23 protein-coding genes are annotated in these 25,876 nt (G+C 65.0%); 21 read left to right on the top strand and 2 right to left on the bottom strand.

All coding sequences use genetic code 11. The annotated features are described in order from the left end of the window. Positions 1 to 2: 2 nt before the first annotated feature. From NTZ26_08535 to NTZ26_08480, 12 genes are all read left to right on the top strand, one after another. Entirely contained in the window at positions 3 to 1,067 is a 1,065-nt protein-coding gene (locus NTZ26_08535) for a 4Fe-4S dicluster domain-containing protein (protein ID MCX6560550.1), read from the top strand. Further along, entirely contained in the window at positions 1,064 to 1,906 is an 843-nt protein-coding gene (locus NTZ26_08530; protein ID MCX6560549.1) for an FAD/NAD(P)-binding protein, read from the top strand. Before NTZ26_08535 ends, NTZ26_08530 begins: the two co-directional genes overlap by 4 nt. After that, on the top strand, positions 1,906 to 3,768 hold the full coding sequence (locus NTZ26_08525; protein MCX6560548.1) for a proton-conducting transporter membrane subunit: 1,863 nt from the start codon (positions 1,906 to 1,908) through the stop codon (positions 3,766 to 3,768). Before NTZ26_08530 ends, NTZ26_08525 begins: the two co-directional genes overlap by 1 nt. Positions 3,769 to 3,772: 4 nt before the next feature. Then, positions 3,773 to 5,443 (top strand): NADH-quinone oxidoreductase subunit C, encoded by a 1,671-nt coding sequence (locus tag NTZ26_08520; protein ID MCX6560547.1) that lies wholly within the window; start codon positions 3,773 to 3,775, stop codon positions 5,441 to 5,443. Positions 5,444 to 5,453: 10 nt separating this feature from the next. Beyond that, positions 5,454 to 6,356 carry an NADH-quinone oxidoreductase subunit H gene (locus NTZ26_08515; protein ID MCX6560546.1) on the top strand — a complete coding sequence of 301 codons (903 nt, stop codon included), beginning with the start codon at positions 5,454 to 5,456 and terminating at the stop codon, positions 6,354 to 6,356. Positions 6,357 to 6,358: 2 nt separating this feature from the next. Continuing rightward, on the top strand, positions 6,359 to 6,904 hold the full coding sequence (locus NTZ26_08510; GenBank protein ID MCX6560545.1) for a 4Fe-4S binding protein: 546 nt from the start codon (positions 6,359 to 6,361) through the stop codon (positions 6,902 to 6,904). Position 6,905: 1 nt separating this feature from the next. Further along, positions 6,906 to 7,436, top strand: a complete 531-nt coding sequence (locus NTZ26_08505; GenBank protein ID MCX6560544.1) for an NADH-quinone oxidoreductase subunit B family protein — start codon at positions 6,906 to 6,908, stop codon at positions 7,434 to 7,436. An 8-nt stretch (positions 7,437 to 7,444) separates the two neighbouring features. Further along, positions 7,445 to 7,849, top strand: a complete 405-nt coding sequence (locus tag NTZ26_08500) for a response regulator (protein MCX6560543.1) — start codon at positions 7,445 to 7,447, stop codon at positions 7,847 to 7,849. Beyond that, the gene (locus NTZ26_08495; protein ID MCX6560542.1) at positions 7,846 to 9,768 is read left to right on the top strand and encodes a cache domain-containing protein; all 1,923 of its coding nucleotides are present in this window, start codon (positions 7,846 to 7,848) and stop codon (positions 9,766 to 9,768) included. Before NTZ26_08500 ends, NTZ26_08495 begins: the two co-directional genes overlap by 4 nt. Before the next feature lie 19 nt (positions 9,769 to 9,787). Beyond that, complete coding sequence (locus NTZ26_08490) at positions 9,788 to 10,876, top strand: response regulator (GenBank protein MCX6560541.1); 1,089 nt, start codon at positions 9,788 to 9,790, stop codon at positions 10,874 to 10,876. A gap of 67 nt (positions 10,877 to 10,943) precedes the next feature. Continuing rightward, positions 10,944 to 11,948: a hypothetical protein gene (locus NTZ26_08485; GenBank protein ID MCX6560540.1), complete on the top strand. Its 1,005-nt coding sequence runs from the start codon at positions 10,944 to 10,946 to the stop codon at positions 11,946 to 11,948. A gap of 124 nt (positions 11,949 to 12,072) precedes the next feature. Then, a complete protein-coding gene (locus NTZ26_08480) occupies positions 12,073 to 13,098 on the top strand; it encodes a hypothetical protein (GenBank protein ID MCX6560539.1) in 1,026 nt (341 codons plus the stop codon). 355 nt (positions 13,099 to 13,453) lie between these two features. Here the strand turns inward: NTZ26_08480 and NTZ26_08475 are convergent, their stop codons facing one another. Then, complete coding sequence (locus NTZ26_08475; GenBank protein MCX6560538.1) at positions 13,454 to 15,466, bottom strand: glycoside hydrolase family 127 protein; 2,013 nt, start codon at positions 15,464 to 15,466, stop codon at positions 13,454 to 13,456. Between the two features lie 145 nt (positions 15,467 to 15,611). Between NTZ26_08475 and NTZ26_08470 the strand changes: the two genes are divergently transcribed. After that, positions 15,612 to 16,649 carry a hypothetical protein gene (locus NTZ26_08470; GenBank protein ID MCX6560537.1) on the top strand — a complete coding sequence of 346 codons (1,038 nt, stop codon included), beginning with the start codon at positions 15,612 to 15,614 and terminating at the stop codon, positions 16,647 to 16,649. 9 nt (positions 16,650 to 16,658) lie between these two features. Here the strand turns inward: NTZ26_08470 and NTZ26_08465 are convergent, their stop codons facing one another. Further along, entirely contained in the window at positions 16,659 to 17,729 is a 1,071-nt protein-coding gene (locus NTZ26_08465) for a hypothetical protein (protein ID MCX6560536.1), read from the bottom strand. Positions 17,730 to 17,846: 117 nt separating this feature from the next. On the opposite strand from NTZ26_08465, the gene NTZ26_08460 reads away from it, so the two are divergent. From NTZ26_08460 to NTZ26_08425, 8 genes are all read left to right on the top strand, one after another. Continuing rightward, positions 17,847 to 18,533 (top strand): HAD family phosphatase, encoded by a 687-nt coding sequence (locus NTZ26_08460; protein MCX6560535.1) that lies wholly within the window; start codon positions 17,847 to 17,849, stop codon positions 18,531 to 18,533. Between the two features lie 104 nt (positions 18,534 to 18,637). Continuing rightward, complete coding sequence (locus NTZ26_08455; GenBank protein ID MCX6560534.1) at positions 18,638 to 19,285, top strand: TetR/AcrR family transcriptional regulator; 648 nt, start codon at positions 18,638 to 18,640, stop codon at positions 19,283 to 19,285. Beyond that, on the top strand, positions 19,282 to 20,253 hold the full coding sequence (locus NTZ26_08450; GenBank protein MCX6560533.1) for an efflux RND transporter periplasmic adaptor subunit: 972 nt from the start codon (positions 19,282 to 19,284) through the stop codon (positions 20,251 to 20,253). The genes NTZ26_08455 and NTZ26_08450 overlap by 4 nt, the downstream gene beginning before the upstream one ends. An 11-nt stretch (positions 20,254 to 20,264) precedes the next feature. Further along, positions 20,265 to 21,209, top strand: a complete 945-nt coding sequence (locus tag NTZ26_08445) for an ABC transporter ATP-binding protein (protein ID MCX6560532.1) — start codon at positions 20,265 to 20,267, stop codon at positions 21,207 to 21,209. Beyond that, positions 21,196 to 22,563, top strand: coding sequence for a TolC family protein (locus NTZ26_08440; protein MCX6560531.1), 1,368 nt, complete (start codon positions 21,196 to 21,198; stop codon positions 22,561 to 22,563). The genes NTZ26_08445 and NTZ26_08440 overlap by 14 nt, the downstream gene beginning before the upstream one ends. Before the next feature lie 14 nt (positions 22,564 to 22,577). Then, positions 22,578 to 23,522, top strand: coding sequence for an ABC transporter ATP-binding protein (locus NTZ26_08435; GenBank protein MCX6560530.1), 945 nt, complete (start codon positions 22,578 to 22,580; stop codon positions 23,520 to 23,522). Next, the gene (locus NTZ26_08430) at positions 23,519 to 24,706 is read left to right on the top strand and encodes an ABC transporter permease (protein MCX6560529.1); all 1,188 of its coding nucleotides are present in this window, start codon (positions 23,519 to 23,521) and stop codon (positions 24,704 to 24,706) included. The genes NTZ26_08435 and NTZ26_08430 overlap by 4 nt, the downstream gene beginning before the upstream one ends. After that, a complete protein-coding gene (locus NTZ26_08425; protein MCX6560528.1) occupies positions 24,703 to 25,830 on the top strand; it encodes an ABC transporter permease in 1,128 nt (375 codons plus the stop codon). The genes NTZ26_08430 and NTZ26_08425 overlap by 4 nt, the downstream gene beginning before the upstream one ends. Positions 25,831 to 25,876 lie beyond the last annotated feature (46 nt).

Here is a 25,876-nt window from a genome sequence, read left to right as displayed (position 1 = left end):
GCATGTACATCCTGCCCAAGTCCGATCTCCCAATGCTGCTGCGGACGCTCGCCGATCGGTACGAGCTGTTCGGCCCGATCGTCGACCCGGTCTCCGGTGAGACGCTCTTCGACCGGGCCGCCTCGCCGGAAGACCTCCGGCTGGACGCGCCCATCCCCGTCAACACGCCCAAATTCACCGTCTTCCCGCACCTGGAACGGATCTTGTCCTTCCGCTACGACCGGGACAGCAAGGACCTGGACATCGTCCGGGACGACCTCGTCCGGCCCAAGGCCCTGGTCGGCGTCCGGTCCTGCGACCTGAACGGCCTGCTCTGCTTCGACCGCTTCTTCCTGGGCCAGGAATACGTCGATGAAGTTTATCGCGACCACCGCCGCAAGATGCTGATCGTGACCAACACCTGCGTCCGGCCCTTCGTCCAATGCTTCTGCGTCTGCACGGACAGCGGCCCCTACGCCGCCGAAGGATATGACGTCAATCTAACGGACCTCGGATCCGCCTATCTCTTCGAGACGGGCAGCGAGAAGGGCGCCGCCCTGGCCGTCGAGCTGGGGCTGGCTGCCGCCGGCCCGGCCGATGCGGCGGCCCGCGACGCCGCGGTCAATCATTCCATCGGCCTCTTCGACGGGCAGGCGGTCGAAAACAAAGCCTGGATCTCGCGGGCCGTGAACCGCCTGACCACGGGATTCGTCAAGCCCGAGACCTGGGAATACATCGGCCGGCAGTGCTTCGAGTGCGGGGCCTGCTCTTTCGTCTGCCCCTCCTGCTCCTGTTTCAACATCGAGGATGTCGCAACCCAAGCCGGGCCGACCGACCGCCTGCGGACCTGGGACTCGTGCTCCTTCGAGGGCTATGCGCGCATGGCCGGCGAGCACAATCCCCGGCGGCCGGTTGAAGACCGCCGCAACAAGCGTTTCTTTTGCAAGCTGTCCTATTCCCAGTCCAAAAAGTACCTCCGGCCGGGGTGCGTCGGCTGCGGCCGCTGCGCCCGGGTCTGTCCGGGCGATATCGGCCTGCCCAACGTCGTCACCGCCATCCGCCGGGAAACCACGGGATCGAAGCCATGAACGACCGCAACCCCGCCGTCATCACGACCGTCCCGGCCGCAGCCGTGATCGAGGAGATCCGGGACGAGATCGAGGACGTCCGGACCTACTACTTCCGGTTCGAGGACCCCGAGCTGGAGAGGACCTTCGCCGTCCGCTCCGGGCAATTCGTCATGTGCACCGTCTTCGGGTCGGGCGAGTTCGCCGTTTCGCTGCCCTGGAGCCCCGAGGCCGATCGGCGGCACCTCTCAGTGCGGTCCGTGGGCAAGGTCACCGGTGCTTTGGCCGGCCTCGTTGTCGGCGACAAGATCGGCATCCGCGGACCCTTCGGCAACGGTTTCCCGTTCGAGGACATCAAAGGCAAGTCAATCATCTATGTCGCCGGCGGGATCGGCCTCATCCCGTTGCGCTCGTCCATCGTCCACGTCCTCCGGCACCGGGCCGAGTTCGGCCGCTTGATCCTTCTTTACGGCGCTCGGGCGCCCAAGGACCTGATGTACCGGGAGACGATCGAGGGCTGGCGCGGGACTGCGGGATTCGAGACCTATGTCACGATCGACCGGCCCGAACCCGGCTGGACGGGGGAGACGGGCTTCGTCCACACCCTGATCGAGAAGGCCAAGGTCCCGGTGGAGAACACCGTGGCTTTTGTCTGCGGCCCCCCGATCATGTTCAACGCCGTCATCCAGGAGCTCTCCGGCCGCGGCCTCCGGGACGATTGCATTATCTCGACGCTTGAGCGCCATATGAAGTGCGGCCTCGGCAAATGCCAGCACTGCGCCATCGGCCGGACCCTGGTCTGTACCGACGGCCCTGTCTACACCTATAAGCAGATCAAGACGCTAGGGGAGCAGATCTGATGAGACTCCTGACGCCGCTCTTCCTGGCCTTCCTTCTTCTGGCCGCCGCCGCCGTCCTGTCGGCGGCAACGGCCCGGGCCCGCCGGTTCACCGGCTGGCTGCACTTTGCCCTGGCCGCCGAGGCGGCTGCGTTTCTGGTCTGGACCGGCCTCCGGGCCGCCGTCGGCGGCGGCATGGAGGAAGCCGTGCTGGTCCGGATCGGGCCGTTCGCCGTCCCTTTCCTCATCGACGGCCTGGCCGGTCTCTTTCTCGTCGTGATCGGGATCGTCTCCGCCGCCGCCGCCCTCTATTCGGTCCGCTACATGGACCATTATGCCGGCTATAGCCTGCGCGGATATTATTTCCGGCTGCCCCTCTTCATCCTGGGCCTGGCCGCCCTAGTGACGATCGACGATCTCTCAATCGGGTTCAGCCTGGCTTGGCAGATCATGACCATCGCCTCGTTCCTGCTGATCCGGTTCGAATACAAGGAGAGGACCAATATCCGGGTTGCGAACCGCTATCTCCTGCTGATGGAACTGGCTTGGGCCTTGATCGTGGCGGCCGGCTTCCTATTGGGCGGGCGGGCGGGGGATTCGCTCCACGAGCTGGGAATAAAGGCGGGGACCGCGAGCCCGACTGTCCTGGCGGGAGCGCTGGCGCTTCTTCTTCTCGGGTTCGGGCTCAAAGCCGGCGTTTTTCCTCTCGGCCAGCTTTGGCTGCCGGACGCACACTCCGTGGCCCCTTCCCCCGTCTCGGCGCTCCTCTCCGGCGTCATGCTCAAGACGGGCATTTTCGGGCTGATTCGGACTTTCTTCTTCCTGGCCCCCGGAGCCGGCTCGGGCTTCGACCCGCGGCCGTGGGGCGCGATTCTGGCGACGATCGGAGCGGCGACGCTGTTTATAGGGACGCTTCAATCGGTCAAGCAGAGCGACGCCAAGCGCCTCCTGGCCTATAGCTCGATCGGCCAGATCGGCTACATCGTGTTGGGCCTGGGCGCGGCTCTCTATCTCTCGGCCGCCGAAGAACCGGCCCTGATAGGATTAGCCGCCGTGGCCGTCCTGGGAGCCCTTTGCCATGTCCTCAATCACGCCATCTTCAAAGGCTTGCTGTTCCTGACCGGCGGAAGCCTTTTTTACGCCACCGGGACCAAAGACCTCAATCGGCTGGGCGGACTGGTCCGTTGGATGCCGGTGAGTACTGTCCTGGCCGCGGTGGCCTCGCTGGCGATCGCCGGGATGCCGCCGGGCAGCGGCTTCGCCAGCAAGTGGACGATCATCGCCTCGACCCTGCTGGCCGGCCAAGGCTGGGTCATGCTAGTCCCCTTCGGTATCGTCGCCCTCTTCACCAGCGCCGTCACCCTGGCCTGCTATGTCAAATTCTTCGGCCTGGCCTTCACCGCCTCCGGCGCCGAGGCGTACGCCCCCAAGCCCATCCATGAAGTCCCCGGCTCGATGCTGGCGGCCAAGATCGGATTAGCCGCGATCTGTCTGGCCCAGGGCCTTCTGCCTTTCCTTTTCGTCCGGTTCATCGCCGGCGCGCTGGTGAATTCGCCCGGCTTCGCCCTGGGCTGGCTTTTCCAGTCCGGCGGCTGGAACCGCGTCCTTGACGCCTCCGTGTCCGGGCTCAGGATCGGCAAGCTCCTCGGGCCGGCGGTGAGCGCGGCCTTCTCGCCGCCCCTCGTCCTGGGGCTCCTCTTGGCCGCCCTGGCTCTCGGGGCGTGGCTTCGTCGCTCGGCCGGCAGCCGCGAACGGGCCGTGCCGACCTGGCTCTGCGGCTACCGGTCCCTCGACGAACGGACTCGCTTCACCGACCGCGGGATGTTTGCCTCCCTTAAAGACCTGTTTCGCTGGACCGGCGGCCGGATGGGACCCAAGGAATGAGCCTATGACTCAAGAGACGCTTCTCTGCACACTTCAGGCCGAGTTCGGCGCCGCTCTCGCCGGTCCCGATCCCGCCGCCCCCAAGCGCCTGCTCGTCGACATCGACCGGGCTCGCTTGCCCGAGATCGCCCGTCGACTGATCGCGGAAGGCGGCCGCTATCAAGTCGGCGTCGGCACCGACGATCGGGCCCGCGGCGCAGGCTTCGGCATCATCCATCTGTTCGCCTTCGACAGAGACGGGTTCGCGGTCGCCGTCTGTTCCTCGGCCCCGGCCGAAGCCCCCGAATTCCCCTCGATCACCCCCGATATCCCGGCGGCGGGCTGGACCGAGCGCGAGTACAGGGACCTGCTCGGCTTCCGATTCCCCGGCCATCCCAAGCCCAAGAAGCTCATCCTCGCCGACGACTGGCCGGACGGGATCTACCCTTTGCGCAAAGACGTGCCGTACAACCTCGTTCCGCCTTCGGCCGAGGATGTCGCCTATGAGCTGGACGAGGCCCCTCCCGGGACGACGACGGTCCCGGTCGGTCCGTTCCATACCAGCCTGCACGAGCCGGCCCATTTCGCCGTCTATGTGGACGGCGAGACGATCAAGGGCTGCGACTACCGCGGGTTCATGACTCACCGCGGGATCGAGAAGTTGTGCCAGACGCAAGTCAGCTACAACGAGATCCCTTTCGTGGCCGAACGGATTTGCGGCATCTGCGGCTCGGTCCACGCCACGGCTTACGCCCAGGCGGTGGAGGAGGCGGCCGGGCTGCCGGTGCCGCGCCGGGCCGAGTTTATCCGGGTTCTGATGCTGGAGCTGGAGCGGATCCACTCCCATCTTCTCTGGCTCGGTGTCGCCGGCCACCTGATCGGCTTCGACACCATCTTCATGCACGCCTGGCGTGTCCGCGAGCCGGTCATGTGGCTGTCCGAGCGGATCACGGGCAACCGCAAGACCTACGGCATGGTCGTCCTGGGCGGCGTCCGGCGGGACATCTCGCCGGAGACGGCCGCGGATATCCGGTCGGTCCTCAAGACGGTCGAGACCGAGGTCCTGGGCCTCAAGGCCGCCGTCCTGAAGGACTCGTCCATCCATAAACGGACCAAGGGCGTCGGCCACATGCCCAAGGCCGAGGCCGTCCTCTGGGGTCTGCTTGGGCCGGTGGCCCGGGCCCGGGGCATCGACATCGACGCCCGCCGCGACCATCCCTACGCGGCCTATGACGAGCTGGCCTTCGACGTCCCGACGGCCGATTCGTGCGACGTCTGGGGCACCGTCCTCGTCCGCCTCCTGGAGGTTTTCGAGTCCGTCAAGATCATGCGCCAGGCCTTGGACAAGATGCCGGCCGGGCCGATCCTGGCCGAGCCGCTCGAGGCGCTTCCCGCCTACCGCCACGGCCTGTCCATGGTCGAGGCGCCGCGCGGCGAGTCGGTTCACTATGTCATCACCGGGGAAGAGAACCGGCCCGAGCGCTGGCGCGTCCGAGCCCCGACTTACAATAACCTGCAAGGCGTCCCGCGGATGCTTCTCGACAACCAGTTCGCCGACTTCCCGATCATCGTCGGCAGCATCGATCCCTGCTTCTCCTGCACGGATCGGGCGGTCGTCGTGGAACAGGGGACGGGCCGCCGCCGCGTCTTGGGACGGCCCGAGCTGACGGCCCTGTCGCGGGCCGGGCGGATGTGAGGAGTCAGCGATGCGATACTTCCTACCCCTGATCAACATCCTGATCTTCCTCCTCCTGGCGCCCCTCTTCGAGGGCCTGCTGCGCAAGCTCACGGCCCGCATCCAGTCGCGCCAGGGCCCGCCGCTCGTCCAGCCCTACTACGACTTATTCAAGCTGCTGGGCAAGGAGAGCCTGAACTCGGCCGGCACCTGGCCCTTCCGGCTGGCGCCGCTCCTGGCGTTCGCCGCCATTCTGGTCGTCGTTGCCGCCGTGCCGTTCGGCTTCCGGATGAACGCCTTGGCCGGCCGGATGGACGGCATCCTGGTCGTCTACCTGTTGACCCTGGGTGGCGTCGCCGTTCTGATGGGCGCCCTGGCCGGCCGGAACACTTTCGGGATGATCGGAGCCAGCCGGGAGATGGTGACCATGATCATGGTCGAGCCGGTCCTGGCCATGACCCTTGTCCTCGGCGCCGTCAAGCTCAAGACCCTGACCCTGGCGGCGGCCATGCCGTCCGCGGCGGGCGCGGGCTTCGGCCTGTCGTCCGTGCTGATGCTGGCCGTCTATCTTCTGGCCCTGCAGGCCTTCGTCGCCCGCCAGCCCTTCGACATCGCCGAAGCCGAAGTGGAGCTTCTCGAGGGCCCGATGATCGAGTACAGCGGGCCGAACCTCGCCTTGTTCAAGTATGCGGCCATGATGAAGAGAATGTTCTATGCTTGGCTCTTCGTCTCGGCCTTCGTTCCGGTCCTGCGGACCGGCATCTATCCGCTCGACCTGGTTCTGCAGCTCCTGGCCATGGTGGTCCTCTTCGCCGGCATCGGCCTGGTCGGAGCCACCAACCCGCGCCTGCGGATCGACCAGGCCGTCCGCTATTATGCCGTCCTCATCGTCTGGGCTTTGGCCGCCGTCGGCCTGGCCGTTAAGGGATGGTAATCATGTGGCTCGCCAGCAAGCTCAAACAGATCGTCCTGGCTCTCAAGCCGGGCCGGGTGACCCTGGCCTATCCCAAGGTGGTACGGCCTGTGCCCAAGGACTTTCGCGGCCAGCCCGCCTGGGACCATACCAAATGCCTGGGCTGCGGCGGCTGCGCCGATCATTGCCCGGCCCGAACCATCTTGGTGCGGGATGTCTGCCCCGAGATCCGGATTTTGCTCTACGACGGCTCGCGCTGCACCTACTGCGGCCGCTGTGCCGAGCTGTGCCCGGAAAAGGCCATCGTCATGACCTCCGATTTCGAGCTGGCTACCGGGAACCGGGCCGATATCACCCAGAACCTGGAGCTGTTCATGCTCACCTGCAACCGCTGCGGGCGCTGCTACGACATGGAAATCCGCAACGCCGTGGATAAGCTGGGGCTGCGCGGCTACCGCTACGACAGCCTCGAGGCGCGGACGGTCCTGCGCCGGACGACCGACCGCTTCGATCCGGCCGCCCTGGCGGCGACTGAACGGGTCGAGCGGCCGGCCCGGATGGAGGAGTGACATGCTGACCAAGCTGGCCAAAAAGGCATTTCCCAAATCCCTCTGGGTCTACCACTGCAACAGCGGCGCCTGCAACGGCTGCGACATCGAGATCCTCAATATCCTGACGCCGTTCTACGATGTGGAGCGGTTCGGGATCAAATTGGTCGGCTCGCCCCGCCACGCCGACGTCATGCTCCTCTCGGGCGCCGTGACCCGGCCGACCTTCCCCCTCGTCAAGCGGGCCTTCGAGGCCATGCCGGCTCCCAAGCTCGTCTTCGGCGTGGGATCCTGCGCCGTCGGCGGCGGCTGCTGGTTCGATACCTACCACGTCACGGGCGGCGGTGCCACGGCCGTCCCGGTGGACTATTACATCCCGGGCTGCCCGCCGCGCCCCGAGGCCATTCTCTACGGCGTCGCCCTGGCCCTCGGCCTGGTCGACCAGAAGTCGGCCCCGGTCGAGCTGAAGCAGGTCGAGTTCCCGATCGACGCCGCCCTGCGGACCAAGGCCTGGGAAGATCGCAACGCGATCTATAAGCTGTTGAAGGATTGAGGGCGGCCATGGCCAAGAAGATTCTCATCGTTGACGACGACCGCGACCTGGTGGAAAGCCTGTCCCAAGTTCTGCGGGTCCGAGGCTACGAGGTTGCGGCGGCCTATCGCGGCGCCGACGGCTTGCGGGCCGTCCTCGCCGAACGGCCCGACCTGGTCATCCTGGACGTGATGATGGAGACCGACACGGCCGGGTTCGAGGTTGCGGACCAGATCCGCAACCCGCGGCCCGGATCCCGCTACGCCGAGGTCCGGGACCTCCCGCTCGTCATCCTGACCGCCATCGGCCAGGTCACGAACTCGCGCTTCAGCCTCGACCCGGCCGACAACTTCCTGCCTGGGGTGGAGGCCTTCCTGACCAAGCCCGTCGATGTCGACGAGCTCTTGGCCGTGATCGCCCGGCTCCTGCCATGATCGGATTTCTGCGGCGGTCGAACATCCGATTCAAGCTGGTCGTCAGCCTGGTCGCGATCGTCGCCCTGCTCGGGACCTTATCGCTCATCATCGGCATCAACGTCATCAACACGAACGTCGTGCGGGAGGGCGGAGACGCCGTTCGCAACGCCCTGGCCGCCACCTCGGAGCTGTATGAGGAAGAGGTTCAGAAGCGGCTCCAGATCGTCGAGTACCTGGCCAAAACGGCCGAGATCGTCCGGGCCGCCTCCGACCATGACCGCCGCTACCTCTTCGCCAAGCTGGCCCAGATCAAGACCGAGTTCGGCTTCGACATCGTCAACGTGGTCAACCCGGACGGCACCATCCTCGTTCGGGCCAACAACTTCGACGCCTGGGGCGACAGCGTGGCCAGTTATCGCTACATCCAATGGATCCTGCGCAACCGCAAGCCCGCCGCGGGGACCGGGGTCCTCGGCTACGAGAACATACGCCGGGAAGGGCCGGATCTGGCCGAGCGGACCATCATCAAAGTCGTCCCGACCCCGCTGGCCCGCCGCCGCGACTCGGCGGTTGAGGACCGGGCCCTGGTCATGAAGGCGGCCGCCCCGATCTTCGCCGACGGCCGGATGGTGGGGATTCTTTACGCTGCGGTCCTGCTCAACAACAACGACCGGTTCATCGACCGCTTCAAGCGGCTGGTCTTCAAGGAGGAGCGCATCAACGGCCGCGAGGTCGGCGCCGCGACCATCTTCCTGGGCGACATCCGGGTGACCACCAACGTGGCCGACCGCTCCGGCCGGCGGGCCATCGGGACCCAGGTTTCCGAGGAAGTCTACCGCAAGGTCTTCGAGGAGGGCCAGACCTGGACCGGGCAGGCTTTTGTCGTAGACGCTTGGTACGTCTCGGGCTACAGCCCGCTGCGCGAGATCGACGGCCGCATCCTGGGCATGCTCTACGTCGGCGTCCTCAAGGACAAGTTCGACCTGGCCCTGCGCCGGACGACCCTGCTGTTCCTGGGGGTGATCGGGCTGACCCTGATCATCGCCCTGATTCTCGCGGTCTACCTGGTTAACGTCCTGACCAAGCCCGTCCGCCGCATCCTGGCCGCCACCTCCGACGTGGCCAGGGGCAACTACCACCGGATCGAGCCCGGCCCGCACGCCGACACGGACAGCCGCCGGATCGCCGAGGGATTCAACCGCATGGTCGGGGCGATCGAGGAGCGGGACGGCAAGCTCCAGGAGCTGGCCGAGCGGACCATTCTGAAGTCCGAGAAGCTGGCCTCCCTGGGCCGGCTGGCTTCCGGCATCGCCCACGAGATCAACAACCCGCTGACGGGCGTTCTGACCTACAGCAGCCTCCTGATGGACGAGCTCAAGGGGACGCCGGCGGAGGAGGATGTCCGGGTCATCCGCGACGAGACCCTCCGCTGCCGCCGCATCGTGCGCGGCATCCTCGATTTCGCCCGCGAGAGCGAGCCCCTCAAGGAGCCGGCCGACCTCAACGCGGTCATCGACGAGGCCCTCCGCATCCTGGAGAAGAACGTCCATTTCCAGGACGTTGAGATCATCCGGGAATTCGATCCGGACCTGCCCACGGTCCAGATCGACGCCGGCCAGATCAAGCAGATTATCGGCAACCTGGCCGTGAACGCGGCGGACGCCATGCCCGCCGGCGGCCGGCTTCGGATCGGGACGTCCCGCGAAGCCGATCCGGCCCGGGTCGTCATCCGGGTGTCCGACAGCGGCGTCGGCATTCCGCCCGAGAATATGGCCCGGCTGTTTGAGCCATTCTTCACCACCAAGGAGAAGGGCAAGGGGACGGGGCTCGGTCTGCCGGCCGTCTACGGTGTCGTCGAGCGCCATCACGGCACGATCGACGTCCACAGCCGAGTGGGGGAGGGGACCGAGTTCATCATCAAGCTGCCGCCGGCTTGAACCGAAGGGAAAAAGGGACATGCCCGACACGATCCTGTTCATCGACGACGAGGACATCGTCCTGCGGTCCTGCCGCAGGATCTTCGCCCGCGAGGATATCGAGATCGACACCGCCACCTCCGGCGAAGAGGGGCTGGACAAGGCCCGCCGCCGCGACTACGACGTCGTCGTCACCGACCTTAAGATGCCCGGCTTGGGCGGCATCGACGTTCTCAAGGCCCTGCGCAAGGAGCGGCCGGAAACCATCGTCATCGTTTTTACCGGCTACGCCAACGTCGAGACGGCCCGCGAGGCGCTCAAGAACGGCGCCTTCGACTACATCCCCAAGCCCTTCACGCCCGAGGAGATCAAGGACGTTGTCCGCAATGCCTTCCGGGCGCGCCGCGAAAAGGGGCCGGCCCGCATGCTCGACCTTATGGCTATCGTCTCGCATGAGCTCAAGAGCCCCCTGGCCACCGTCCAGACTACGGCTGACACCCTCTACCGCGGCTACTTCGGCAAACTCGAGCCGGGCCAGCGCAAGATCGTCGAGACGATCCTCCGCAATTGCGAATACCTGGAGGACGTCATCCGCTCGTACATCGATCTGTCGAAGATGGAGATCGACGGGCTCGAATCCTTCCAGAAGGACATCCGGCTGGGTGCCGACGTCATTCGGGAAGTGGTCGAGGTGCCCGAGGTCCGGGACAACCTGCGGCGGATGCCGATCCTGACCGAGATCACGGATGATCCGCCCATCCATGGGGACCCCCAGCTTCTCCGGATCGTCGTCCGCAACCTGGTCAACAACGCCGTGAAATACGGCCGCGACGAGACGCCCGTCCGGATCGGGCTGGAGCGGCGGAGCGGCGAGATCGTCCTGTCCGTCCGCAACGAGGGTGTCGGGATCGCTCCCGAGGACATCCGGAACCGCTTGTTCAAGCGTTTCGAGCGCCTGAAACAGCGGGGGACCGAGGGCGTCAAGGGCTCGGGCCTGGGGCTCTACATCTGCCGCACGATCGTCGAGAAGCACAAGGGGCGGATCTGGGCCGAAAGCGAGCCCGGCGCCTGGGCCGCTTTCTTCGTCGCCCTGCCCCTGCCGGGCGGCGCAGACGCGCCCTCCGTTTGACAAAGAATTCCGGCTCTTGTTACAATTCCGGCAAGTTCCGACGTTAAAGGGGTTGAAGGGGACTGCCATGAGCCGTCGTCGCGCCTGGATCATCGCCTGCCTTTCCCTGGCGGTTCTCTTGCCCTCTTTGGCCCGGGCCCAGGAGCAGGGCTATGCGTTCCGCTGGTCCAACTTCCGGATCGAATTCGCGGGGGGCTGGGCCGGGTCCGGACTCGGCGATTTAAAAACGGCTGCCCAGAACGAGAATCTCTACCTCGATCATTATTTCCTCAAAAAATACGCCGCTTATGCGCCCGTATATCGATATACGGCCGGCAAGGCTTTCCTGCCGCTGGAAGCGGTCACACCGATCGGCGCCTCCATTCGCTACCAGGTCAGTCCTACCTTTGCCCTGTCTCTGGGCGTGCAGTATCTGCGCGGCGAGCGGACTTCGGATGTCGGGCTGGATGTGGAAGTCGGCAATGACCCGGCCGGAATCCCCTTTACCGCCCATTATCGGAACCAGGGATTCCTCCAGTCGGTCAAGGCCTGGATGCCCCAACTGGGGGCCCATTTCGGATGGGATCTGCTCAAGGCCTTGCGGACGGAGATTTATTTACTGGGTGGCCCGATACTGGGCGATTGCCGGATTTGGAGCCAGCGTCGCGAGAGCCTGACCGCCGCGGAATGTACGACGGCGTCCGGCTATCGGACGCTGGAGATGACGGGCCGTTCCACCAGTGTCGCCATCGAGCTGGGCGGCCAGGTCCGGTTCAAGTTGCTGCCTTTTCTGGAAGTCTACGGACAAGGCGGCTATGCCTTCCGCAAGCTGGCCAAAATCCGAGGCCCGCGAACCATCCGGACCGTGGCGGAGAGCCCCGTGCCTTCCGATACGCTGTACTCGCTGACAGGAATATGGGGCCGGACTTGGGAGAAAGCCGACACCCCCTGGGGCGCCTATGCGTCTCCTACCCTGACGACCGAATATGGGACCCAGGCTTGGTCCTTTGACTCCGGCATGTTCGGTACGGCATCCGCCAACGTCGACCTGTCCGGCTTTCAAATGACGGCGGGAATCTCGATCCGGCTTTAAAATCCTCCCCGTTCTTTTGCGGTTGACCCGGTTTCCCGGAACGCGTTACAATCCCGCTTCATAATTCCGCCGCCGAGTGCGTCCGCCGGCCGCCGAGGCGGGCGGATCGGCCAAGGAGCCAATCGTGCATTATAAATCCATCGCGGCCGTCGCCTTCATCGTCATCGCCGCCGCTTTTCTTTGGCCGTCTCCCGGCCTAGCCCAGGAGGAAGGCAATCCTTTCAGTTTCTCCAATTTCACCATCGAATTGACCGGGGGCTGGAGCCGGATCGCGCCCGGCAACATCAACCGTGCGGTTGATGGCGAGAATCTTTATCTCCAACACTACTACGTTAAGAAGTATGCCTATTATGACAACTTGTACGGCGACGCCTATACGCCCGAATACCGCTACACGGCGGGCAAGACGTTCCTGCCTCTCACGGCGATGACGCCGGTCGGGGCCTACCTGCGCTATCAGGTCAGCCCGACGTTCGCCCTATCCTTCGGCTTGCAATACTTGAAGGGCGTTCAGAACTCCGACGTGGGGCTGGATGTCGAGGTTGCCAATCCACCGACCGGCGTTCCCTTCACCGCCCACTATACGAACTCCGGCTTTGTCGTATCGGCCAAGGCCTGGATGCCTCAATTGGGGGTCCATTTCGGCTGGAATCTGCTCAAGTTCCTGCGGACCGAAATATACTTGCAGGGCGGCCCGATCCTGGCCGATTTCCAGGTCTTGAACCAACGCCGCGAGAGCGTCACCACCGAGACGGGGACGACGTCCGCGAGCTCCCGGACGATGGAGCTGACGGGCCACGCCGACAGCGTGGCCATCGAGCTGGGCGGCCAGATCAGGATCAAGCTCCTGCCCTTCTTGGAGATCTACGGCCGGGGCGGCTACGCCTTCCGCAAGCTGACCAAGATCCACGGCCCCCACACCATCCATACGGTCGTGGAGAGCCCCGTTCCTTCGGAGACCGATTATTCCCTCTCCGGAACCTGGGGCATCAGCTGGGAGAACGCCACGACGGCCTGGGGAAAATACGCGGCACCCATCCTGACGACCAACTTCAGCACCATCGGCCACAGCACGGCGCCCGGAACGACGGTCGCCAACGGCGAGCTGTCCGGGTTTCAGCTGACGGCAGGGCTGGCTATTCGGCTCTGAGTCTTTTTTTTTAGTTGTTCTCCCAACTCCGGGAAACGCGGTCCGGGGTGTTGTCCCGGCGGCGCGGGTTCACCACTCCTTTTTACGCTAATCCGCTCGGCGCCTCCAGCGCTTCGCAGTCCTCGTAGGGACGTCGCTTCGACAGTCCCCGCGAGGGCGGAACTCCGCATTCGAGATCGCCCGATCATGGAGACCACCCACTCCCATTCGATTCCGTTAAACGGTTGCGTGCTCAAACAGCCCTCGGCGCCCGTTGGGTCCCCTCGCGGAGAGGCGTAAAAAGCCGGAACCCGCGCGGTTTCGCCGTCGGCCGACACCCCGAACCGCTGATGTTTCCTGGAGACGGGAGAAGAACCTATTTTTTTAAGCGCGGAAATTCGGTCAGCCGGATATTGGTGCAGCCGTAGGGGAGAAGCTCCAGTTCTTCCAGAGGCTCTGCGGATTCGTGAATTCCCGGCGGATACTCCGCCGCCCAGCCGTGGTCAAGGCGCCAGGATTTGAGCCGGCGCCCTTTGACCCGGGCGCTCATGCCCGCCCCTTGGGGTGAGAAGGGCCGCTCGCCGACGGGCTTTTCCTCGAACGTCAACCCGACCGCCGCGTCCTTGTCGTCCACCACGAGGCCGTAGTTCCATGGCGTCGTCGGCCGGACCTCAAAATCGCCGTGGGGCAGTTCGCGCTGGGGCTTGTCCGCGTTGACCCGGGTCCGTTCTTCGCCCAGCTTGAGCGCGTATACCAGCGGTCCCCGCTCGACAGCGACGGACTCGTTATACCGGATTGTTGTTGCGGCCCGCATCGGGAAACGCAGCTCGATTTCTACCGTTCCGGCCCATTCGCGATCGAGCCGGTGAAACGTTCCCGGCCGGAGCGGCGTCGCTGCGCCGCCCGCGACCCGCAGGGTGGGGGCCTGAGCCCAGGCCGGGACGCGGAGAAGGAGAGGGAACTTGGCCGGCCGTTCCGCCGTCACGGACACGGTTAGTGTTTCCCGGAACGGGTAGTCGGTCCGAAGCTCCGCCGTCACGGGGACGCCGCGCGAGAGGAAGCGGGCCCGGCTGGGAGCGTAGGCGACGGCGGCCAGGCCTTCGTCGGGCGTCCTCATCCAGAGGTGCGCCGCGAACTTGGGCCAGCCCTGGTGCATGTTGGCCGTGCAGCAGCCGAAGTTCGGCTCCAGGCCGAAGATGTTGGACTCGGGTCCGTTGGTGGTCCAGAGGTGGTCGGGGTTGATCGTGGCCTGGATTTGATTGACCTGCTGGTCGTACTGGTGAGCCCACATGTCCGGCGTGAAGGCGGCCGGCAGGGCGTTGAAGGCGACTTGCTCCAGACGGTCCCCGAAGGCAGGATCGCCGAGCACGGAGAGCAGGACTTCAAGTGAGTACATGAACTCGACCACGGCGCAGAGCTCGGTCCCTTGGAGAGGGTTCTTGCCGGCCAGGCACTCGTCGCCGGTGAACATGCCCGTGACCTGTCCGTGGTAGCGGTCGAGCAGAGCGATCATCCGGGCTGGGAAAGCCGGGTCGCCCTGATCGGGTCCGAGCCGCCAGGACAGGGCCGAGGCTTTGGGGGCCATCCCCGTGTTGACGACGTGCTTGGCCCACTTCCACAAGCCGCGGCGCGGAGTCGGCACGGTCACATCTTCGCCCCGGTAGAAGGCTTCGTAGTCGAAGCCTTGGGCCCGCAGCTTGCGGCCCAAGTCGAGCAGCCATTTCTCCCCAGTCCGCTCGTAGACGTGGAAGATCGGCACAAGGCCTTCGAACCAGCGGTAGCGGCCCCAATCGTATAGCGGCGTGCGGTCCAGCCCGGCCGCCATCGCCCGCAGGCTGCGTTCGACGGCCCGCAAGACCTTGTCGTCGCCGGTGGCGTCATGATACTGGGCCAGCATCTTATTGGCCAGGAGGATGGCCCAGAGGTCGTATTTCTTGACCGCGGCGTCCTCCGGGTAGGGAGCGAACCAGCCATCGGCCCGCTGGCCGGCGACGATCTCCTCGATATGGCGCGAGGCTTTGGCTTTGAGTCCTGGATCGTCCAGGCTCCAGGCCAGAGGGATGAAGCCGTCCATCCAATAAGGGGCGCGCTCCCAGCCTTCGGCCTCGCCCCCGAACCATTTGCTGCGTTGGACATCGGGCCAGAATTCGTCCAGATGGCCGCTCAAGCCGTCGGCCTGGATGCGCAATTGGCGTTCGAGCCAACCGAGGGCCCGGATCGAGCCCAGGGGGAGCGGACGGAACTTGGGTTCGGACAGACCCGAGGGAACCGGGGCCGATAAATCGGCCGCAACACCGGCCGAGGCCTTGGCCGGCAGCCCGGGCGCCGCCAAGGCGACCGCGCCGGCCGTCATATGGGTCAGGAATTCGCGGCGGTTCAAGCTGGTCATGGGGCTTCCTCCTTCCAACGGTTCCATAAGTAGCACAGGGGGAGGACTTAGACAAGGTCGAAGGCCGGACGGGGGCCGGGAGTGACATATCGTCCGGGTTCCCATATAATGGCCCTCGCCGCCCAAGGCGGAGGAGGCAAGCGGAGTGACGGATAAAACGGTCCTATCGCTCGTCCAGGGCTGGGAAACGGTCCGTTGCGAGCTGTTCAACACCCGGATCTCCGATCTCGGCCTGCGGGTCGAAGGTTCGCCCTTGGATAAGCCCGTTCAGCGCCTCTACCGCGAGCTTCAGGCCAAGAAGATTCCGTTCCGCCCTCAAGTCTATCTGACCGACGGATGGGGCTGTCCCGACCGATCGCCGGTTATCGGCGCCCCGTTCTATCTGGCCGATCCCCGGTTATCTCGGATCGAGGAGGAGCAGAACGGGGAACTGGAGGACGGCCCCGGCATCATGATGTTCCTCCGACACGAGGCCGGCCACGCCGTCAACTACGCTTACCGGCTATGGAAGCGGCCCGGCTGGGTCGAGAACTTCGGGGTGTTCCACCGGCCTTACCGTGACATCTTCCGCCCCGATCGGACGAGCCGCGAATTCGTCCGCCATATCGACGCCTATCCCTACGGCCGGACATACGCCCAGAAGCATCCCGACGAGGACTTCGCGGAAACCTTTGCAGTCTGGCTGACGCCGCGGGGGGAGTGGCGGCGGCGCTACCGGTTCTGGCCTGCTTACCGCAAGCTCGTCTTTCTCGACGGCCTGATGCGGAGCATCCGGGACGAGGCTCCCTTCGCTGATCGCGGCCGGACCTTCAAACCGATCGAGCGGATGACTTATCCCCTGGCCGATCATTACGGCAAAAGGGCTGAGCGACTGCGCCGCGCCGCCCGCGGCTACGTCGATGACCGGCTGCGCGAAGTCTTCCCCCCTCTACGAGGGGAAGTCCTGTGGCCTGCCGCGGACCTTTTCCGAAAACATCACGACCATCTCATCGGTAGGGTGGTGCGCTGGTCCAATCTCTCCGAGGTGTCGGGGGAGGCGATCCTGCGAAAGCTGGAGTCCCGGGCTCGCGTCTTGGGGCTGCATTATCGTCCCCGGCGGGCCGAAGAAAAGCTGCTCGACATCGTCTCGCTGGCAACTGCCATGGCCATGGATTATGCCTACACCGGCCGCCTGACCGGTTGAGGCCGAAACCTATTTGCCCCTGGGCAGGGGCTTCGGCTTGAGGGTGAAGATCGGCAGGTTCAGGTCGAAGGGCGGGGGATCGAAAGCGGTCTTAATGACCAATCCCAGAAGCTCGGAGTAGGAGATGCCGGCCCGCTTGGCCGCTCGGGCCAAACCCATGCCGTCGTCCAGGCAAGGATTGCAGTTGACCTCGAGCACGCGCGGCTCCCCGTTTTCGTCAAGCCGCATGTCGACCCGCCCGTAGCCCCATCCGCCGATGGTCCGGAAGCCTTTGGCTGCGACCTCGCCGATGCGGGCGGCCAAGGATGGATCGACCTTGGCCGGGCAGATGACCCGAGTCCGCTTATACTCGACCGAAGTTGAAATCCACTTGGCGGCGTAGGACATGATCGGGGGGATGCTTTCCGGCAATCCGGAATAATCCACCTCGGCCAGCGGCAGGATCCGCAGGCGGCGGCCGCCGATGACACCGACGTTGAACTCGCGCCCCGGCAGGAACCGCTGGACGAGCACGGGCTGGTTGTATTCGCGGATGACCTCCCGGACCTTCTCGCGCAGGGCTTTTTTGGTTTCGACGACCGATTGGCGATCGAGGCCGATCCCGGCATGCTCCTGGCCCGGGTGGATGATCAGCGGGAAGCGCCATTGGCGCGTCTCGATCTGGGATACGCGCTCGATGAGCGCGGTGTCGGGCGGGATGGGGATCTCGGCGCCCTTGAGCAGACTGATGGCCATGAATTTGTCCCGGCTTAATCCCAGGCTCAAGGCGGGCGATCCGGTCATGGGAAAGCCCAGCATGCGGATGAAGGCGGCGACGCGCATTTCGTAGAGAGCTCCGTGGACGACGTCGTCGTACTGATTGAAGACGACATCGGGCCGAATCCGGCGGAGCTTGCGCTGCAGGGCGGCCAGGTCGTCGGCCAGCGGAACGATCTCCACGGTATGCCCGAGGCGGCGGATGGCCCGGGCCATGCGGCGGATCATCGAGCGCAGATGGTCGACACTGCCGTGATCGGTCGCTTCGCCGGGCTGGGAGTCCTGGTAGGAATTGTAGATGAGGGCGACGCGCAGTGATTTCAAAGGGCACCCTCCAACTCTTCGATCATTAACCTCATGATAATCGAACGTGAGTGGATGTGCAAGAGAGGAGCGACCTGATACAATGACGCTTTGACCTTCCGGAAAGGATATTTGCGCATGACCTCCCTCCGCGCCCTGATCTTCGACATGGACGGGCTGATGATCGACAGCGAGCGGCTCTACTTCACCGCCGAGCACGAGATGGCCCGCTCTTATGGCCGCGAGGTGAGCGAAGAAACCCTGCGGCAGATGATGGGCCGTAAGCCGCTCGAGAGCCTGGAGATCTACGTCCGCGAGACGGGCCTGCCGATCTCGGCCGAGAAGGCCTATGAGATCCGAAATGGCTTGATGCGGGACAAGCTGCGCAACGAGGTGGCGGCCATGCCCGGGCTCGGCCGGATCCTGCAGAGATTCCGCGGCCGGCTGAAGCTGGCGGTGGCCACCGGCGCGCAGAGCGAGTTCCTGCGCATCGTCGTCGCCAGGCTCCGCTTGGATGGCGTCTTCGACATCCTGCAGGATTCCGACGACATCGCCACGGGGAAGCCCGATCCCGAGATTTTTCTCTCGACTTGCGCGAGACTAGGCCTTCCGCCAGCTGCCTGCGCCGTGCTCGAAGACTCGGGCAACGGAGTCCTGGCCGGCCGGCAGGCCGGCTGCTATGTGATCGCCGTTCCCAACGAATATACGCGACGCCACGATTTCTCGCCGGCCGATTACATCGCCGCCTGTCTGGACGACGCCGCGGAACATATCGAATCCTGCCTCGCGGATGGGGCAGAGCCGGCCGCCTCGTCCGGACGCTAGCCGTTTCTTTGAAATCCTGACTTGACAAGAGCGCCCTCACGCACGATCATAGAACTGTGAGAACCTCGAAAGTTTTTAAAGTATTAGATCCGGAAGGGAAGAAAGTGGGCCCCGCCGACCCGTTTCGCGACCGGATCGTCGAAACGGCCCGGGGCCTCTTCTTCCGCTCCGGCTTCAACCGGGTGACGATGGACGAGATCGCCTCCCGGCTGGGGATCGGGAAAGCCACCCTGTATACCGTCTTCGCCGGCAAGGAGGACCTTCTCCTGGCGGTCGTCCGGCGTACGATCGGCGAGACGATGACTCGCATCGAGGCCGCCGCTTCGGACCGCAAGGCCGGTTTCGTCGAGCGGGTCTCGGCCCTGATGGCCACCATAGGGACGCTGTTTGCCTCGATCAGCCCGCTCTTCCTGGACGATCTGCGCCGTAGCGCGCCCCATATCTGGACGGCTATCGACGCCTTCCGCCGCGAGAAGCTGCGGGCTAATTTCTCGCTCGTCTTGCGGGGAGGCATCGACGACGGCGTCTTCCGCGGCGACGTCGACATCGACCTCGTTTTGGATATGTATATCGGCCTCGTCGAGCGCTATCTCAACCCGGACGCCATCCTGCGCTACGGCCGCCCCGCTTCCGATCTGTTCGGGGCGATCCTCCAGGTCTTTTTCCAAGGCCTCTTGACGAATCGAGGCCGCTCGGAATTCTCCCGCCGGCTCCCGCGCTCCATTCCGCCGGCAAAGGACGGTCGATCATGAGCCGACGCCTCCTCGCGGCTGTCATCCCTCTCTGCCTCGCTGCCGCCTGCGTCCGAGGGCCGGCGGATGGGCCGCTTCGCGCTTCGGGGACTATCGAGGCCCGCCAAGTCCGTCTTTCGGCTAAGATCGCGGGCGATCTACTTGCGCTTCCGGTCAAGGAAGGCGATCGCGTCAAGCCGGGCGACCCGATCGCTTCGATCGACCATGCCGGGCTCGATATCCAATTGCGGCAGGCCGAGGCGGGGGCCGTCCTGGCCCAGGCCCAGTTAGATCTGCTCAAGTCCGGAGCCCGGGCCGAAGACATCCGGCAGGTCGAAGAGGCTTTTCGCCAAGCCGAGTCCGTCCTCAAGACGGCCGAGGAGGACGACCGCCGCATGCGCGATCTGGCGGCCAAGGGCAGCGTCACGGCCAAGCAAGCCGAGGATGCGGCGTCCCGCCTGATCGTAACCCGGGCCCAAACATCAGCCGCGGCCGAGGCCCTTAAAAAGTCTCGGACTTTGGCCCGGCCGGAGGAGCTTCGGGCCGCCCGGGCCCGCCTGGATCAAGCCCAGGCGGCATCCGACCTTTTGCGCAAGGCGATCGCCGACTGCGACCTCGTCTCACCGGTCTCCGGCGTCGTCACCCAGGTCCCGGTCGAGCGGGGCGAGCTCATCGCGGCCGGTGCGACCGTGGCCGTCGTTTCGGAATTGGATCGCGTTCACGTGATGATCTATGTCACCGAAGTCGAGCTGGCCCGCGTCAAGCTCGGAGGGCGGGCCGACATCTCGATCGACGGCGCCCCCGGGCGGAAAATCCCCGGGACGATCACCTACATCTCGCCCGAGGCCGAATTCACGCCCAAAAACGTCCAGACCCGCGAGGACCGCGTCAAGCTGGTCTTCGGCGTCAAGATCGAGATCGACAATCGGGACGGCCTGCTCAAGCCGGGCCTGCCGGCGGACGCCGTTCTGACCGATCAGGGCCGTTGAGCGGAGCCGCCATGGCCGGATGGGCGATCGAGACCAAATCCCTGTCGAAGTCGTTCGACGGCTTGGAGGCGGTCCGCTCGGTCGATCTGCGGATCCGGGAAGGGGAGATGTTCAGCCTGGTCGGCCCCGACGGGGCCGGAAAGACCACCCTGATCCGCATGCTCTGCGGCATCCTTCGGCCGACATCCGGGCGGGCCGTCGTCCTCGGCGGCGATATCGCCCAAGCGGATGGGGCGGCTAAGAGCCGGATCGGCTACCTTTCCCAGCGCTTCAGCCTCTATGGCGATCTGACCGTGGACGAGAACATCGAATTCTTTGCCGAGATCCATAGTCAGCGCGATTACCGATCCCGGCGCGAGGAGCTGCTGGCTTTTACCCGGCTAGCCCCTTTCCGAACACGCCTGGCCGACCGGCTGTCCGGAGGCATGCGGCAAAAGCTGGGCCTGGCTTGCACGCTCATCCATCAGCCCCGGCTTTTACTCTTGGACGAGCCGACGACCGGCGTCGATCCCGTCTCGCGGCGAGAGTTTTGGACGATTCTCTCCGACCTGCTCCGAACGGGCATCACCATTCTTATGACGACCCCCTATTTGGATGAGGCCGAGCGATCCTCACAGGTCGGATTGCTCGACCGAGGCCGCCTTGTCGCTGCGGACACGCCCCAAGCCGTCAAGGCCCTGATGCCGGGTCAGGTGGCCGAGCTCGTCTGTTCCGAAACCCGCCGAGCCTATTTCCTTCTCAAGGAGCACCCCGAATTCGACGGGGTCCAGATTTTCGGCGACCGTATCCACGTCGTTGCGGCCTCGGCTGAGCGGGCCCGCCCGATTGCCGCCGCCGCTTTAGCCGCGGCCGGCATCGAGATCCGCGGCTGGCGCGTCATCCCGCCTTCCCTGGAAAACGTGTTCATCGCCGTTACCCGGGGCGGCGGGCAGGAGAACGAGCATGAAATCAACTAAACGGACGGCCTTTGCCGCCGCGCTGGCGATCGCCGCTTGTCTGGCCGCCGCGGCAGCCGAGCGGAAAGCCCTGACGGTCGAGGACGCGGTCTCTCTAGCCGTCGCCCACAGCCTGGGGCTGGATGCCGCCCGGGCCCGGACGGACGAGGCGGCGGCCCGGACCCGCGAAGTCGCGGCGGCCCGCCTGCCGGCCCTGCGCTTCTCTGGTGGCTATACCCGGTTGAGCGAAGTCCCGCCTTTCGAGATCAGCCTGCCGTTCCTCTCAAGCCTGCCGTTTCCCGTAGCCTCCAAGTTCGTCGTTTCGCCTGTCTACTTCAACAACTACACGGTCCGGCTGAGCGTGCAGCAGCCCGTTTTCACCGGCTTCCGGCTGAAAAAGGCGGCCGAGGCCTCGCGCCTGGCCGAACAGGCCTCGACCCAGGACGGGCTCAAGGACAAAGCCGACGTCGAGGCGGGGGCGCGGACGGCCTACTGGACCGCTTTCCGGGCCTCGGAGATGCTGGCTGTGGCTAGCGAGAACCGGAGCCGCCTCGAGGCCCACTTAAAGAACGTATCCAACCTTCTGGCGCAGGGACTGGCGACCCGCAACGATGTCCTCAAGGTCCAGGCCCAACTGGCCGGCGCGGACCTTCTACTCGTTGAGGGGAAGACCGGCGTTCAATCCTCGCAAGTCTTCCTGGCCAGCCTGCTCGGTTTGCCGCTCATTACGGAGTTCGACCTCCGGACCGGCGTCTGCGACATCGCCCTGGGTGTCGGCGACGGGATCGAGGGAGGAACGACGCTGGACGAGCTCATGGCCCGGGCCCTGGCCGGCCGGCCCGAGCTTAAAGCCATGGGCCTGCGCGTCCAGGCGGCCGAAGCCAGTGTCGCCATGGCCCGGGCGGGCCTTCTCCCGCAAGTCTTCGTCGGCGGCAACTATCACCTCTTGCGGCCGAATCCGAGGCTTCTGCCCACGGAAGACAAGTTCTACGGAACTTGGGACCTAGGCTTGACCGTCTCGTACGATCTTTGGAACGGCAACCAAACCGGTTTGCAGACGAAGCAGGCCGAGGCGCAGCGGACTCAGGCCCGCGACGCGTTGGGGATCCTGAACGAACAGATCGCGCTCGAGGTCACCCAAGCCTGGTTGGCTGTCCGCCAAGCCCGGGAGAGAATCACCGCCGCCGACGCGGCCGCGGCCCAGGCCGAGGAGAATTTTCGCGTCACCGGCGATCGATTCAAAGACGGCGTCGCCCTGAGCTCCGATGTCCTCGATGCCGAGCTCTTCGTCCTGCAGGCCAAGACCAGCCGGACGCAGGCGTTGATCGATCTCGAACTGGCCAGGACCCGGCTGCGCCGCGCGACGGCGGCATGAGCGGAGGCAAGGGGATGGCGACGAGTGCGATCGAGGTCCGGAACCTAAGCAAGAGGTTCGGTGACTTTCTCGCCGTCGACTCCATCAGCTTCGATGTCCGGCGGGGGGATATCTTTGGCTTCCTCGGGGCCAATGGGGCCGGCAAATCGACGACCATCCGGATGCTCTGCGGCCTGCTCGAGCCGACCTCGGGGACGGCCCTGGTGGCGGGCCATGACATCCGCCGAGCCCCGGAAATGGTCAAGCGCTCGATCGGTTACATGTCGCAACGATTCTCGCTCTATGAGGATCTGACCGTCGAGGAAAATATTCTCTTCTTCGGCGGCGTTTACGGAATGGCCTCCGCGGCCCTGCAAGCACGCCTGGCTTGGGTCCTGGCGATGGCCGGCCTGAAAGGTCGCGAGCGAAGCCTGACCCGGCATCTGTCCCAAGGCTGGCGGCAGCGCCTGGCCCTTGGCTGCGCCGTTCTGCATGAGCCGGGGATCGTCTTTCTGGACGAGCCGACGGGCGGTGTCGATCCCGTGTCGCGGCGGGCCTTCTGGGACCTCATCAACCGGCTGTCGGAAGCCGGCGTTACGATCTTCGTCACCACCCATTATCTCGACGAAGCCGAATCGTGCAACGACATCCGCCTCATCCATGCCGGCCGGATCGTCGGCGCGGGCAGCCCCTCGGCACTCAAGGCGGCCACCATTCGCAATCCGATACTGGAAGTCGAATGTGATCGGGTCGTCGAAGCTCTCGATCTTTTTCGTCGGGAGCCTTGGGTCCGCGACATCTCGATCTTCGGCGTCCTTCTGCACGTCGGGGTCGCCGACGAGGAGGAGGGGCGGCGGCGGCTCGCGGCCCGGTTGGCGGAGGCCGGCATTGCGCTGCGGCGAGCCGACCGCATCGTTCCTTCACTCGAGGACGTCTTTCTGCGCCGCATCGAGGACAGCGACCGGGAGGCGGGCCGGTGAGGGCGCGGCGGCTTGGACTCGCGGCCGGGTTCTCCTCCATTCGGCCCATCATCCGCAAGGAGTTCAGGCAGATCCGCCGCGATCCGCGGACCCTCATCTTCCTCCTGGCCCTGCCCGGTTTCCTGCTGCTGATGTACGGCTATGCCCTGAATTTCGACTTCAAGCACATCCCGATGGCCGTCTGCGACCAAGACAGGAGCCCGGAGAGCCGGGATTTCCTGGAGCGGCTGGGGACGACGGAATACTTCGACATCCGATTCCGCCTGGACGATCCTCGCCAGGTGGACGGCCTGTTCGGGCTCGACAAGGCCCGGGTCGCTGTCGTCGTTCCGCGCGGGTTCGCCGAGGATCTGGCCTCGGCCGGCGGAGCGGAGATCCAGGTCCTCCTGGACGGCACGAACGCCACCAGCGCGGGGACGGCGGCCGGCTATATCGCTGCCATCGTCCAGGGTGCTTCGATCCGGATGACGACCCGAGTCCTGGATGGGCGTGGCTTTCGCGGCCCTGCGCTTCCCGTTCAGGCCGAGGTCCGGGTCTGGTACAACCCGGAACTGCGCAGCGCCCTCTTTCTCGTCCCGGGGCTGATGGCCTTTATCCTCATGATCATCGTAGTCATCTCGACCGCGTTCTCCATCGTTCGGGAGAAGGAGCGGGGGACCATGGAGCAGATTCTCGTCTCGCCTGTCCGGCCCTTCGCCCTGATCGTCGGCAAGACCGTTCCTTACGTTCTGATCTCGCTTCTCTCGGCCCATCTAGTCCTGGGCCTGGGCTGGATCTTGTTCGGCGTCCCCATCCGGGGCAGCTACCCGCTTCTCCTGTTGGTCATGGGGCTGTTCCTGTTGGGCGGACTGGGCCAGGGCATCCTCATATCGACCGTGACCCGGACCCAGCAGGTGGCGTTCATGATCTCGATCTTGACCACTTTCCTGCCGACTTTCATCCTGTCGGGCTTTGTCTTTCCGATCCGCAACATGCCGGGGATCATCCGGGCCGTGAGCGCCCTCGTCCCGGCCCGCTATTTTCTGTCCGCCCTGCGGGACCTTATGATCAAGGGGGTCGGGATTGCGGCCTTTTGGGACCAGATGCTCTTCCTGGCGGCGTTCGCGATCCTGACCATCGTCGTCAGCACGGCCCGCCTGCGCCGGACCTCGGGTGAGGAGCGGGTCAAGGGGAGGGCGCGATGAAAGCCATCCTGGCCGTGCTGAAGAAGGAGTTCATCCAGCTCCGCCGCGACAAGCGAATGGCGCCTATCCTCTTTATTTCGCCTATCCTCCAATTGCTGCTGCTGGGTTACGCCGTGAACATGGACGTGCGGGACATCCCCTCGGTCGTCTGCGACCAGGACCGGACGCCGCAGAGCCGCTCCTATCTGGACGCGTTCTTCCACTCCGGCTATTTCTCGCGGCTGGAAGACGTTGAAAGGCCCGATCAGATCGATGTCCGGATCGACCGCGGCGATGCCGCCATGGCCATGATCATCCCCCGCGGCTTCGGCGAGCGGCTCCTGGCTGGTCGGGGGGCCGTAGCCCAGATCATCGCCGACGGCACGGAGAGCCAATCGGCGACCATCGGACTCAACTACGCCGCCATGATCACGTCCCGATTCTCCCAATCCCTGCTTGTGGAGACTTTCGTCCGCCTGCGCGGTGCCCGTCTGCAGCCGGTGCTGATCACGCCGGAGGTCCGAGTCTTCTACAATCCCGACTTGAAAAGCCGCAACTTCCTCGTGCCCGGGGTCCTGGGATTGATTCTGATGATCATGACCATGATGCTGAGCTCGATGGGGATTGTCCGGGAGAAAGAGACGGGCACCCTGGAGCAGCTCATTGTGACCCCGATCCGTCCCGGTCAGATCATCCTGGGCAAGCTCCTGCCGTTCTTGTTCATCGGAGTCGTTGAAGTCGTCTTGGTGACCAGCCTGGTGGTGTTCGGATTCCATATCCCGCTCCGGGGGAGCGGTCTGCTTCTTGGCGGCATGAGCCTCATCTTCATGCTGACGACCCTAAGCCTGGGCCTGTTTATCTCGACCATCTCCCGCAACCAGCAACAAGCCATGCTGACGGCTGTCTTCTTCATGATCCCGATGATCCTGCTGTCGAACTTCGTCTTTCCCATCGAGACCATGCCCGGCTTCTTCCGGGCCGTGACCACGGTCGTCCCGATCAAGTATTTCTTCTCGGTCATCCGCGGCATCTTCCTCAAGGGATCGGGTTGGGCGGAGCTGTGGGACGAGGCCGCGGCCATGGCCGTCTTCGGCGCGGTCGTGCTGGCCTTGAGCATCGCCCGCTTCAAGAAACGGTTGGAGTGATCGTCCGCGCGGTTTCGCCGTTGGCCGAAACGCCGAACCGCTCTGT

Source organism: Candidatus Aminicenantes bacterium (assembly GCA_026393855.1).
Lineage (GTDB): Bacteria > Acidobacteriota > Aminicenantia > Aminicenantales > UBA4085 > UBA4085.
The sequence above is the reverse complement of the archived record's forward strand: the minus strand, read 5'-3'. Positions and strand labels throughout refer to the sequence as shown.

What these genes read in the sequence shown, in the direction of transcription:
- NTZ26_08535 (MCX6560550.1), top strand. Translation starts at nt 3, where the DNA reads ATGTACATCCTGCCCAAGTCCGATCTCCCAATGCTGCTGCGGACGCTC.
- NTZ26_08530 (MCX6560549.1), top strand. Translation starts at nt 1,064, where the DNA reads ATGAACGACCGCAACCCCGCCGTCATCACGACCGTCCCGGCCGCAGCC.
- NTZ26_08525 (MCX6560548.1), top strand. Translation starts at nt 1,906, where the DNA reads ATGAGACTCCTGACGCCGCTCTTCCTGGCCTTCCTTCTTCTGGCCGCC.
- NTZ26_08520 (MCX6560547.1), top strand. Translation starts at nt 3,773, where the DNA reads ATGACTCAAGAGACGCTTCTCTGCACACTTCAGGCCGAGTTCGGCGCC.
- NTZ26_08515 (MCX6560546.1), top strand. Translation starts at nt 5,454, where the DNA reads ATGCGATACTTCCTACCCCTGATCAACATCCTGATCTTCCTCCTCCTG.
- NTZ26_08510 (MCX6560545.1), top strand. Translation starts at nt 6,359, where the DNA reads ATGTGGCTCGCCAGCAAGCTCAAACAGATCGTCCTGGCTCTCAAGCCG.
- NTZ26_08505 (MCX6560544.1), top strand. Translation starts at nt 6,906, where the DNA reads ATGCTGACCAAGCTGGCCAAAAAGGCATTTCCCAAATCCCTCTGGGTC.
- NTZ26_08500 (MCX6560543.1), top strand. Translation starts at nt 7,445, where the DNA reads ATGGCCAAGAAGATTCTCATCGTTGACGACGACCGCGACCTGGTGGAA.
- NTZ26_08495 (MCX6560542.1), top strand. Translation starts at nt 7,846, where the DNA reads ATGATCGGATTTCTGCGGCGGTCGAACATCCGATTCAAGCTGGTCGTC.
- NTZ26_08490 (MCX6560541.1), top strand. Translation starts at nt 9,788, where the DNA reads ATGCCCGACACGATCCTGTTCATCGACGACGAGGACATCGTCCTGCGG.
- NTZ26_08485 (MCX6560540.1), top strand. Translation starts at nt 10,944, where the DNA reads ATGAGCCGTCGTCGCGCCTGGATCATCGCCTGCCTTTCCCTGGCGGTT.
- NTZ26_08475 (MCX6560538.1), bottom strand. Translation starts at nt 15,466, where the DNA reads ATGACCAGCTTGAACCGCCGCGAATTCCTGACCCATATGACGGCCGGC.
- NTZ26_08460 (MCX6560535.1), top strand. Translation starts at nt 17,847, where the DNA reads ATGACCTCCCTCCGCGCCCTGATCTTCGACATGGACGGGCTGATGATC.
- NTZ26_08450 (MCX6560533.1), top strand. Translation starts at nt 19,282, where the DNA reads ATGAGCCGACGCCTCCTCGCGGCTGTCATCCCTCTCTGCCTCGCTGCC.
- NTZ26_08445 (MCX6560532.1), top strand. Translation starts at nt 20,265, where the DNA reads ATGGCCGGATGGGCGATCGAGACCAAATCCCTGTCGAAGTCGTTCGAC.
- NTZ26_08440 (MCX6560531.1), top strand. Translation starts at nt 21,196, where the DNA reads ATGAAATCAACTAAACGGACGGCCTTTGCCGCCGCGCTGGCGATCGCC.
- NTZ26_08435 (MCX6560530.1), top strand. Translation starts at nt 22,578, where the DNA reads ATGGCGACGAGTGCGATCGAGGTCCGGAACCTAAGCAAGAGGTTCGGT.
- NTZ26_08425 (MCX6560528.1), top strand. Translation starts at nt 24,703, where the DNA reads ATGAAAGCCATCCTGGCCGTGCTGAAGAAGGAGTTCATCCAGCTCCGC.